Origin of the sequence: Sphingopyxis sp. H053 (assembly GCF_001468225.1) — a bacterium.
Lineage (GTDB): Bacteria > Pseudomonadota > Alphaproteobacteria > Sphingomonadales > Sphingomonadaceae > Sphingopyxis.
Genome location: NZ_LNRU01000010.1, coordinates 156163 through 168020, shown reverse-complemented (window position 1 = coordinate 168020; position 11858 = coordinate 156163). Strand labels below are relative to the sequence as shown.

At 63.2% G+C, this 11858-nt stretch carries 7 protein-coding genes; 1 reads left to right on the top strand and 6 read right to left on the bottom strand.

What is annotated here, in order from left to right; genetic code table 11:
• The 5 genes from ATE70_RS18940 to ATE70_RS18920 all read right to left on the bottom strand — a co-directional run.
• Positions 1-2660: TonB-dependent receptor domain-containing protein (locus ATE70_RS18940; protein ID WP_058539260.1), on the bottom strand; the 2660-nt coding region annotated here is incomplete at its 3' end.
• A gap of 285 nt (positions 2661-2945) precedes the next feature.
• Positions 2946-3698: an amino acid ABC transporter ATP-binding protein gene (locus ATE70_RS18935; protein ID WP_037553304.1), complete on the bottom strand. Its 753-nt coding sequence runs from the start codon at positions 3696-3698 to the stop codon at positions 2946-2948.
• The gene (metC, locus tag ATE70_RS18930; protein WP_037553302.1) at positions 3695-4942 is read right to left on the bottom strand and encodes a cystathionine beta-lyase; all 1248 of its coding nucleotides are present in this window, start codon (positions 4940-4942) and stop codon (positions 3695-3697) included. The genes ATE70_RS18935 and metC overlap by 4 nt, the downstream gene beginning before the upstream one ends.
• Positions 4932-7124, bottom strand: a complete 2193-nt coding sequence (locus tag ATE70_RS18925) for an ABC transporter permease subunit (protein ID WP_223181174.1) — start codon at positions 7122-7124, stop codon at positions 4932-4934. Before ATE70_RS18925 ends, metC begins: the two co-directional genes overlap by 11 nt.
• A complete protein-coding gene (locus ATE70_RS18920; protein WP_003046368.1) occupies positions 7121-8191 on the bottom strand; it encodes an amino acid ABC transporter substrate-binding protein in 1071 nt (356 codons plus the stop codon). The genes ATE70_RS18925 and ATE70_RS18920 overlap by 4 nt, the downstream gene beginning before the upstream one ends.
• A gap of 55 nt (positions 8192-8246) precedes the next feature.
• Here ATE70_RS18920 and ATE70_RS18915 point away from each other — a divergent pair, with 55 nt between their 5' ends.
• Entirely contained in the window at positions 8247-9152 is a 906-nt protein-coding gene (locus tag ATE70_RS18915; RefSeq protein ID WP_003046376.1) for a LysR substrate-binding domain-containing protein, read from the top strand.
• 36 nt (positions 9153-9188) lie between these two features.
• Here the strand turns inward: ATE70_RS18915 and ATE70_RS18910 are convergent, their stop codons facing one another.
• Entirely contained in the window at positions 9189-11660 is a 2472-nt protein-coding gene (locus ATE70_RS18910) for a TonB-dependent receptor plug domain-containing protein (protein ID WP_003046379.1), read from the bottom strand.
• Positions 11661-11858: the final 198 nt, after the last annotated feature.

Genomic DNA, 11858 nt, shown 5'->3' with positions numbered 1-11858 from the left:
TCATAGGTCATCGTGTCGGTGTTCGCATCGGTGAAGCTCTGGATATAGGGCGCCTTGCGATCGAAAAGATTGTCGACACCGACCTGGAACCGGGTCTTCTCGTCGATTTCGAAAGCGACCTGGAGATTGTGGTAGAAGACATTCGGCGTGCTGTAGCCGATGTCGCCGGGGGCCGCATTGAAGTCGGTCGCCTTGCCGATCCACTGGGTCGACCAGGTCGCGCTGACCCCGTCCTTTTCAGCGGTCAGCACGCCATAGCCGCGCCATTTCGGATAGCCGCCATTGCCGCCGCCGATAAAGCCGTCGAAGTCGATCGGCGCGCCGCCGGGGAAAGGCAGGACCACATATTTGTTGAGATAGGTCACGTTGACGTCGAGCGAGACGTTCACGCTGCCGATGTCATTGTTGTAAACGAGACCCAGATCGAGGCCGTTCATTTCTTCGCGGCCCGTGTTGATCGGTTGCGCGGAGAGGAAGGTAACCTCGCCGGTCAACGGGCTGCGGGTAAAATCTTCGCAGAAGGGATGCGAAAGATTCTGGCTCGCATAACAAATGCTGAGCTTTGTCGAGCCCGGAATAGCACGGATCGCATCCTTGATCTTGATGTCGAACCAGTCGGCAGTGAGCGAGAGTCCCGGAACCAGTCCCTTCGGTGAAATCACCGTCCCGACGGTCCAGGTCGTCGAGCTTTCGGGTTTCAGATTCTCGTTGCCGCCGACCGTTGTCAGGATCGTTGTACCGAGCTGAACATAATTGGCCGGCACGCCCGACGCCTGACAATTGGCGATCAGTGTCGCATTGCCGCTGGTCGAATAGCGCGAGCAGGGGTCGGTGGTCGTCAGATTGCCCTCGGAGACGCCGCCGAACAATTCGGGGACGTTCGGAATGCGAAAGCCGGTGCCGTAGGTGCCGCGCAGGCGGAAGCTGTCATTGATGACCCAGTCGACGCTCCCCTTGTAGTTCCAGTCGCTGCCGAACAGGTCGTAGTTCGAGTAGCGAACCGCGCCGTCGAGGGTAAGCGACTGGAAGAAGGGTGTGTCGGCCAGAACGGGCACCGACAGTTCGAGATAGGCTTCCTTCGCCGTGCTCGTTCCGGAGATCGGATCCTGCTGGTTGGTGTTGGCAATACCGAGCACCGTCAGCGGATCGGGATCGCGCCAACCCTTTTCCTTGCGATAGACGACACCCGCCGCGAAGGAGACGGGGCCTGCGGGCAGCTTGAAGAGATCGCCGTTGATATCGGCGGTGACCGTCGCAAGCTCGTTGCCGCCGCGGTCGCGCGACGTGAACAGGATATAGTCGAGAACCTCCGGGGTCAGGTCGCCGAACCCGAGATAGTCGGCGCAGGGGATCGTGGCACCGGCAGCAAGACTGCACTTGGTCGTATCGAGGGAATTCGCCACTCGCTCGAGATTGGCGATGTTGGTCGAACCATCGACCGCGGTGTTGCGGCCGAAGGCGCCCGCGATTTCCCATCCCCAATCGTTAGAGAGCTTGCCGCGGAGGCCAAACGTACCCTGCCAGGTATCGGTTTCCTGGAAGAATTGGCGCGGGCCGGGCTCGGCGAGGCGGCGCTGGATGAGGACGATATTCTGCCCCGTCGGATTGGTGGGATTGCTCGCCGCGATCGAGAGGTTGCGCAGCGTTCCGGGCGTCGCGATCTGATTCGACTTGCGGAAGGTGTAAAGGAATTCGCCGAACGCCTCGATATTGTCAGTGATGTCATAGTCGGCGAAAAACGCCGTGCTCACGCGCTCGACCGGGCTCACCGCGTTGAGGAACGGGTTCGAGTTGAAGTTGTGCTTGGCAGCGCTGTACGGCTCGAAGAAGTTGCCGTTACCGCCCAGCACCTGATTGAAGTTGATCTGCTGGCCGTTCGGCAGCACCGCGCGGCCGCCGATCGTCGAGGCGCTGTTCACGCAGCTCAGCATGCCGGGCGTGGTTTCGGCAAGCGAGCAAGGCGCGCGCGTTGCCATATTGACCGCGCTCGTCTTCTGATAGGTGACCGCCGCCATGAAACCGCCGCGATCGTTGCGGACGCCCCACAGGAGGTCGGCGGTGAAGTCCGAGCCATCGCCCTTTTCGGTGATGCCTTGGCGCACGCTGAGGCCGAGGCCTTCATAGTCAGTGCGGGTCACGAGGTTGACCACGCCCGCCATCGCGTCGGCGCCATAGATCGCCGAGGCGCCGTCCTTGAGCACATCGGTGCGCGCGAGCGCCGCGACCGGGATCATGTTAAGATCGGGCGAGGAGTTCGCGCCGGTGCCGCCCGCGACGAGGCGGCGGCCGTTGAGCAGAACAAGCGTGCGCTTGATGCCGAGACCGCGCAGGTTCACCTGCGCCGTGCCATATCCATTGTTCGCCCAATAGGCGGAGGTCTGGTTGCCTGCGAAGCCGGCGTTGGCGGGAAGGCGCTGCAGCACCGTCTCGATATTGACGACGCCGGTGTTCTCGATCTGCTCGGCCGACACGACGGTCGCGGGGCCGACGCCCGCGAGATCCTGGCGACGAATGCGCGAGCCGGTCACGACGATGTCCGATCCGTTCGGAGCATCCTCCGCGGCGGGTGACTGCGTCGCAGCATCGCTCTGCGCGAGCGCTGGCGTTGCAAAGGTCGCGACCGCTGCGGCGCTGGCGAGCAAAATTGTCCTGGTCATCATAGCGAAACCCCCTGATGGTTGGCTGATTCCCCTCAGAGAGCATCAAATGTATATACAGGTCAATAGGAATTTATTGAATCATATCAATTGGTTATGAAGTAAATTCCGGGCGCACGATACCTACTAGATACGCACCCCAAAGCTCTACCCCTCATCAATTTTGAAATTTTTTCCGGCCTGAGCCTTTTCGCGCAAGGAGCCGGCGGGCCCCTCCCTCGGCTTGCTTATGAAATGACATGATTAAGTGGGTCGGCACAGCTTGGGGGCGCGACCGACTTGAGCCGCTCAATGCGAAAGTATCTGTTCGAGAAAGGTCCGTGCGCGTTCGCTTTTCGGCGCGGCGAAAAAATCTGCCGGCCTTGCGTCTTCGATGATCTGGCCCTGATCCATGAAAAGCATGCGATCGGCCGCCTCGCGCGCGAATCCCATTTCGTGCGTCACGCACACCATCGTCCGTCCTTCGCCGGCAAGGGACGTCATCACATCGAGTACCTCCTTGATCATCTCGGGATCGAGCGCCGATGTCGGCTCGTCGAAGAGAAGAATCCGGGGCTCCATCGCCAGAGCGCGGGCTATCGCGGCCCGCTGTTGCTGCCCTCCCGAGAGCTGCCCCGGATATTTGCCCGCCTGGTCGCCAATCCTCACCTTGTCCAAATAGGATATGGCGCGCGCCTCCGCCTCCGGAAGAGACAAGCCGCCGAGCAGGACGGGCGCGAGGGTGCAATTCTCCAGCACCGTCTTGTGCGGGAACAGATTGAACTGCTGAAAAACCATGCCAATGGCGCGGAGCGCCGCAACGGCCTCTCGCGACGCGTCGGTTATCCTGGTTCCCTCGATCAGGACGGCACCGGAGTCGGGCACCTCGAGCCTGTTCATGCAGCGAATGAGCGTCGATTTGCCGGAGCCTGAAGGGCCGCAAATCACGATCCGCTCGCGCGGGGCGATTTCGAGGTCGATCGAGCGGAGGGCATGATAGGCGCCATAATATTTGTCGACCTGCCGCAAGCTGACGGCCGCGTGGCCCGAGGCATCGGTCATGACGCCTGCCCCCGGCCGCGTATCGCCCGTACCCGCGCGAAGGCTGCGGCGAGGTCGGCGATCAGATCCTGCGGCGCTTCGAGGCCGGCGTGAATACGGATCAGCGCCCCATCTGCCTCGCCATTGGGAAAATCGCGGATCGGAGCGGGCCACGCCGGAACCGCGAGGCTTTCGAAGCCGCCCCAACTCGAACCGAGCTGGAACAGCGAGAATTCGTTGAAAAAGGCGCTGGTTTCCGGAGGGGTAAGACCATCGAGCTGAACACCGAACAATCCGGACGCTCCGGTGAAATCCCGCTTCCAGATCGCATGGCCGGGATCGGAAGGATGGGCCGGATAGCGGACCGCGACCACTTCGGGTTGCTGGGCGAACCATTCGATCAGCGTCGCCGCGGTACGCTGGTGGCGTTCAAGGCGGGCATCGAGCGTCCTGATGCCCCGGTGGACGAGATAGCAATTGTCGGGACTCGCGCAGTTGCCCCAGCGCGCCGCCGCATCCTTGAGCTGGCGGTAGACGGCATCGCTGGCGGCGGTCATCGTGCCGAGCAGACAGTCGGAGTGCCCCGAGAGATATTTGGTTGCCGAAGCAAGCGAGATGTCGACCCCATGGGCCAACGGTTTGAAGAAAAGCGGCGTCGCCCAGGTGTTGTCGAGAGCGGTCAATATGCCCCGGCTGCGTGCAACCGCCGTGATCGCGGGGACGTCGATCATATCGAATGTCTGCGAGCCCGGGGTCTCCATGTAGATGAGCCGGGTGTTGCTGCGGCACAGCCCGGCAATCTCCGCTCCGATATCGGGCCGGAAATATTCCACCTCGACCCCGAAGCGCGCGAGAACGTCGGTCAGAAACTTGCGGGTCGGCCCATAGACGCAATCCGCAACGAGCAGATGATCGCCCCCGGCCACGAAAGCCGTGAGGGCTAGCGCGATCGCGCTGGTTCCAGACGAGGTGATGACGGTGGCGCAGCCGCCTTCGAGTTCGCTGACGGCCTCGGCGAGCGCAAAGGTCGTTCGCGTTCCGTACAGGCCATAGATGACCTCATCGTAGAGACCCTGGTGCCGGTCCATATAGGCCTCGACGCTGCCGTAGATAATGGTGGAGGCTCGATCGACGGGCGGATTGATGAGGCCCCGCTGATCGCGCGGGCGGGGACCGCCGTGAACGGCACGCGTCGGGTCCTGCCAGGCGTGCCCTTTCGGGCTTGCCGGCTCCCCGGGCCATTTTCTGTCGTGATTATCCTGCATAGTTTAGTTTCCGTTCGATCTTCATGCTGAGCCGGGACAGGGAGAAACAGAGGAGGAAAAAGATTGTCCCGGTAAAAAGATAGGCTTCGGCGAAATAGGGTCGCCATTGCGCCTCGACGTAGGAGAGGCGGGTCGTCTGCAACAAATCGAAGACGCCGACGATGAGGACGAGCGTCGTGTTCTTGACCTCGCTGATCGAAGTGTTGACCAGCCCCGGCACGCTGACTTTCAGCGCCTGCGGCAACAGGATATGGCGCCGCGCCTGCCATTTGGTGAGGCCAAGAGCATGCGCGGCCTCGGCTTGCCCGACGGGAACCGCCAGCAGGCCGCCCCGGATGACCTCGGCCATATAGGCGGCAGTGAAGAATATGAGCGCGAGCTGGACGCGCGGCAGGCTGTCGATCGAGAGATAGGAGGGCACGAACAGCGGGAACAGGACCGCAGCGAGGAAGAGCACTCCGATCAGCGGCGTTCCGCGAACCAGCTCGATGAAGGCGACGCTCGGCCAGCGAATGCCGCGCCGCGCCGACCTGCGGCCGAACGCGAGGAGTATAGCCAATGGAAAAGCGCCGACCACCGCAAGGCTCGCGAGCAGCAATGTGACCGGCAGGCCGCTCCACTTCTCCATCGGGACATAGGAAAGGCCCGCGAATCCTCCTCGTAGCAGAAGTACCGCCACGGCGATTGCGCCGAGCCAGACAAGCCCGAGGCGGCTGCGCCAGAATCGCGGGACGAAGGAGAAGGCAAGGCATGAAAGCAGCGCGGCCGCCGCTGCTGCGGACCGCCACTGCTCGGCTTCGGGATAGGTGCCAAACAATATCAGCCGCGCATTTTCGCGGAGGAATGGCCAGCAAGCACCGCTGGCCAAACGGCAATCGGCCGCGCCCCCGGCGAAGGTCGCGTCGAACAGCAGCCACGAGAGCCCCTTGCCGGCGAAAGCCGCGGTCATGGCGAGGATCGCGATGGTGAGTATCGACTGGCGTCCTCCTCTGAACAGATTGCGCCGTATCCACGACGGCCAGGCGGTCGCCGAGCGCAGCGGAAAGGGTTCGAGGGGCGCCGACTGGATGCTCCGGCCGGGCTGCCCGGCGACGCTCCAGCCCAACTGGCGGGCATAGAGGCCGGTGACGAACGACAAGGATAGCGAAAGCAGCAGGAAGGTCGCGACGATCAGGCCGACGCCCTCGATCGCCTGCCCTGTCTGACTGATGACGGTATCGACCACCGAGACAAATTCGGGATATCCGATCGCGACCCCCAGGGAGCTGTTCTTGATCGTGTTGAGATGCCAGCTCGTCATCGGCGGTATGGCGATGCGCAGCGCTTGCGGCATCACGATCCGTCCCATTGTTTGCGCGGGCGACAGGCCGAGCGCTTTGGCGGCCTCGCTCTGCCCTGCGGGAACGGCGAGGATCGCGCCGCGGAATATCTCGGCCAGATAGGCCGAGGCATAGACCGAAAGGCTGGCGACCAGCGTCAGAAACTCCGTGGAGAGCGACAATCCGCCGACGGTTCCGAAGCGCCCCGCCCGCGGCAGATCGATCCCGCCCCACAGCAAGAGCGGCACCAGGGAGATGCCGGCGAAGGCCAGCGCAGTGCGCGTGCGAACGGCTCCTCGCCGCACGGCACCCAGCAGGATCGCACAGGCGACGATCGCGATGAGAAAGACCGGCCGTCCCGGATCGGCCAAGGAGAGCGCGGGGAGGTGCAATCCCCGATTATCGAGGTCGAACGGTCCGACGGCGCCCGGGCCGGGTCCGGGCAGACCGAACAGCAGCGCGGCGTACCAGACGAACATCTGGAGCAGCAGCGGAATATTGCGAACCAGCTCGATATAAAGGCCGGAGAGCCTCGCAAGCAGCCAGTTGGACGACAGGCGCGCCATGCAGACCGCGAGGCCGAGCAAGGTCGAGAAGATGATGCCGAGCGCCGATATCAGGAGCGTGTTGAGAAGACCCACCGCCAGCGCCGCGGCATAGGAATCGCCCGGCGCGTAAGCAATCAGCGTTTCGCCAATCGCGAAACCCGCCCGGTCGAACAGGAAACCGAACCCCGTCCGGATGTTTCGGTCCGCGAGATTGTCCGCCAATGTCGCAAACAGGCCGTAGGCGACCACAAGCCCGCCCGCGATCAGCAGCCAGGGTAACGCAGCGATGGCAAGCCGCCTGTGTTTATGAGTCATCGCATCGGCAACGGGTAGATCAGCCCGCCGTCCCGATAGAGCTTATTCTGTCCGCGTTCGACGCCGAGCGGCGTAATGTGCCGGTCGAAGATTTCGCCATAATTGCCGGTCGCCTCGATTGCCCGGTACGCCCAGTCATCGTCAAGGCCGAGCGACTTGCCGAATCCGGGCAAGCCGCCGAGCATCTTGCGCACTTCAGGGTCGCGCGAGGCCATCCGCATGCGCGCGGCATTCGCGCGGGTGACCCCCATTTCCTCGGCAGCGAAGAGCGCGTTCAGCACCCATTTGTTGATCTCGTACCATTGCTCGTCGTCGCTGCGCACGACTGGGCCGACCGGTTCTTTGGTGAGCCGCTCGGGCAGCACCACATAATCGTCGGGATGCGCGGTGTCGGCCAGGCGGATCACCGTCAGCGTGAAGGCATCGGTGGTCATTGCGTCGCACCGCCCGGCAAAGAAGGCGAGCTTGGCTTCCTCGGGATTCTCGAACACGACGGACTGGAAACGCAGCCCCTTGCGCTCGAAATATTCGGCGGTGTTGAGTTCGGAGGTCGTCCCCTTGGTGATGCAGATCGATGCGCCATCGAGATCCGTCGGAAGCCGCACACCCGATCGCCGGGGCACCAGGAAGCTCTGCCCGTCATAATACATGGTGCCGACGAAATTCACCCCGAGGTCGGTGTCGCGCGTCAGCGTCCATGTCGTCGTCCGCGACAGGACGTCGGCCTCGCCCGTCTGCACGATCGTGAAGCGCTTGTTCGAGGCGACCGGCATGAACCGGACCTTGCGGGCATCGCCGAGGACCGCAGCGGCGAGCGCCCGGCAGTAATCGACGAAGAAGCCCTGCCAGCGTCCGCGTTTGTCGAGATAGGACATGCCGAGCTGCCCCGTATGAATTGCGCAATTGAGCGTTCCGCGCGCGCGAATCCGCGCAAGCGTCGATCCCTTCGCCGCGGCGATTTCATGCCCACCGGTGCCGGCGGGCTCGCGGCCGCAGCCGCCGAGTAACAGGGCGCCTGCGGCGAGCAGCGCCGGTAACCAGCGGCGCGATGCGTGCGACCTATTCATAAACGAGGCTTTCAATGCTAGCGCCATAAGAAATAGCTATAGGGAGCGATGTCCGATGAACCTGCGTCACCTCGAAGCCTTCAGGGCCGTGATGCTCTCGGGATCGGTCACCCAGGCCGCGCAGTCGCTCAACCTGTCGCAACCCGCGGTGAGCAAGATGCTTGCCGAGCTCGAGCATCAGCTGGGCTTTCAGCTCTTCCTGCGTTCGCGCGGCAGCGCGCTCACCGTGACGCCCGAAGCCGACGCCTTTTTCTACGAAGTCGAGCGGAGCTTCTCGGGCATTGCGGCCCTGAAGCGGGTAGCGGAAGACATCCGCAACATGGCGACCGGCACGCTCCGGATCGCCGCCCTTCCGGCGCTCGCGGTCAGTTTCCTGCCGCGTGTGATCGCGGCCTTTCGCGAGACACATCCCGGCGTCACCGTTCAGCTCCAGACCCGCAGTTCCTCGACGGTGCGGCAATGGATGGCGAACCAGCAGTTCGACATCGGGCTCGCGACGCCGGCGCGCGAATTGCCCGGCATAAGGATGGAGCGCTTCCTGCGCTGCCCCGGCGCCTGCGTTCTCCCTGCCGGCCACCGCTTGGCCGTCAAGGACGTCATCCGGCCGGCCGATCTCGAGGGCGAGCCCTTCATTTCGCTCGCGCTCGAGGACGGCGTGCGTCACCGCATCGACCGCATTTTCGAGGACGCGGGCGTCCACCGCGAGATGGTCATCGAAACCCAATATGCGATGACCATCTGCGCGCTTGTCATGCAGGGGGTCGGATGTTCGATTCTCAACCCCGTGACCGCAGCGGATTATGCCGAGCGGGGCCTTACGGTCCGTGATTTCGCGCCGGAGGTCCATTTCGAATATATGCTCTTCACGCCGAAGTTGAGGCCGATGTCCCAAGTCGCTGCGGCCTTTATCGCGGTGCTCGAATCCCACCGCGACGCGATGTTCGGCTCCGACGCCAGCTGAAGACACAAGACGCCGCACGGCCCTCACGGCCACCGATCAGAAGGAGGCGGTCGCGCGGACGTACCAGAAGCCCCCGTTGAACCCCGTCGGCGCGAAGCGGAGATATCGGATCCCGTTGTTGATCTGGGATTGCCGCGCCTCGACGTCGGGGTAATTGTCGAAGATATTCTCGCCGCCGACCGCGAGCTTGAGCATGTCGCTAACCTTGTAGGACAGCTCGAGATCGACCAGCAGTTCGGCGCCGCCCGTCTGGTCGGCAGCCGGTGCGGCGCCATAGTCGGTCCATTTGCCATAATAGTTCGCGCGCGCGACGAAGCCGAAGCGCTCGCCCGCATAAGTGAAGGACGCATTGCCCTTCCACTTCGGAACGAAGCCCTCGAGTTCGAGCAGCCGCTCGCGGTCCGCAGTGATCACCGGCGAGGCCTTGATGACATCGGTTTTGGTATAGTTGCCGTTGAGGCCGAGCGTGGCCTTGCCGTCGCCGAGGTCGAAGCCCACGGTGAGCACCGCATCGACGCCCTGGGTGCGGCTGTCGAAGGAATTGGTGAAGAAGCTCACCTGCTGGAAGGAATCCCCACCGGGAATGCCAAGCGCCGCGAGCTGCGCACGCTGCGCCGGGGTGAGATTGAAATTGCCCGATACGGCGATCCGGTCTTCGACCTTGATGTTGAAATAGTCGAGCGTGAAGGTGATGCGATTGGAGGGCTTCACCACGATGCCGCCGGCGACGTTGAACGAATTCTCGGGCCGAAGCGGCGTCGCGCCGAAGAATTGCGCCACCGGATTGTTGGGCGCGATAATGCCTGCGGTCAGCGGCGCCCCGGTTATCGAGTCGATGTTGGTCTGGACCTGCGAGGCGTTCGACTGGCCCGGCGTCGGCGCCCGAAAGCCGGTGTTGACCGATCCGCGCACCGCGAAGACGTCCGAGAAATCATATCGCCCGTTGATCTTCCAGGTGAATTTCGAGCCGAAGTCCGAGTAATTCTCGTAGCGGCCGGCAAGGCCGAACTGGAGCGCGTCGGTGAGATTGCCTTCGAGCGACGTATAGGCGGCCCAGTTGCTGCGCGCGAACTCGCCCGCCTGGATGGGACTGAAGCCCGGGAAGCCGTTCGAGCCGACCGGCAGTCCGACGCGGTTTCCGGTATCGGGATCGATGACCGACGCGAAAGGACCAACCTGCCATGATGCGATGTCGCCGGCCGTGATCTCATATGTCTCGCGCCGATACTCGAGACCGCCTGCAAGCGTCAGCGGATCGGAGGTGCCGATCGCGATGGGGTAAGTGAGATCGAGATTGAAAGCGAGTTCGCGCTGCTCGAGCTGCCCCGGCTTGAAGGAGGTCGGCGACGCGAGGCCAAGCGACGGATTGACCGTATTTTCGATCCGGTAGGAAGCATGGTTCTGACCATAGGAAGCGCTGAGGTCATAGGTCAGGCCCGAGGAGAATTCGCCCTTGAGGCCGGCCGCCAGCGCCGCATCGGTCACCGTGGCACCGAAATCCGGGGTGAAACCGCCGGGAAAGAGCTGGCGGAAGCTGAACCGCTGTCCTCCGGGCGTATTGGTGAGCGGAATCGAGGTGGAAATGAAGCTGGCATCGGGGTTGCGGTAAAAGAAGGCCGTCGTGCCGCGGCTCCAGCTATAGTTGCCGAAGGTGTAGAATTCCATCTCGTCCGACAGTTCGATGCCGGCATTGACGAAGATGCGCGCCGCCTCGGATTCGGGATTTCCCCAGCGCTGCGCCGGGACCGGGACATCCTGAACGCCGGCATCGATGAGCGCCTGCGCGTCGGGACGCTGAATGCCGCGCGACGTCGTGCTGGCGTTCACATATTCGCCGCTGATGTTGACGAAACCGGCGTCGGTGAAGGGAAGCCCGACATTGCCCTGGACGAGGAAATCCTCGCCGTCGCCCTTATAGAATTGGCCATAGCGGGCGATCAGCAATCCGCCTTCGCGGTCGCGGCGCAGACCGAAATTGAGGACGCCGGCGATCGCATCCGATCCATAGAGCGCCGACGCGCCGTCACGCAGAACCTCGAGCTGGCCGATCGCGATCGACGGGATCGCCGAAAGATCGGGTCCCTGCGATCCCCGGATATAGGGAACATTGGTGAACTGGACCGTCGCGCCGCGATGGCGCCGCTTGCCATTCACGAGCACCAGCGTCTGGTCCGGCGGCAGGCCGCGCAGCGAGAAAGGCCGGGTAAAAACGGCGCCGTCGTTGCTGACGAGGCGCTGGACATTGAGCGACGGGACCTCGGTGCGCAGGAGATCATTCATGTCGGCCGTGCCCTTTTCGAGCAGTTCGGCACCGGTGATGATGTCGATCGGCTGAGCGGAATCGGCCGCCTTGAGATCGTTCCGCCGCGTACCCGTCACGACGATTTCGCCCTGCGACGCGCCTGGCCCCGGCGCCTCTTTGGCGTTATCCTGCGCGAAGGCGGCGGCGGCCGACATGCCTGCCAGGACGGCGATAATCGAGCCACTCGTGCGAAGCAATTTTCTCATGGTCCCCTCCCATTTGCGAAAGCTCTCGGCTTCGCCACCGAGCTATCTTCGCGGCCTTGGCATGACCAGAAATAATCACCACTCATCGCTATAAACGAGATGGTTATTCCATATGGTTATATCTCTCGCTGCGGCATCGAGCAGCGCCCGACCGCGCGGCATGCCGGGCGCGGCGATGCCGGACACTTCGCGCAGCTT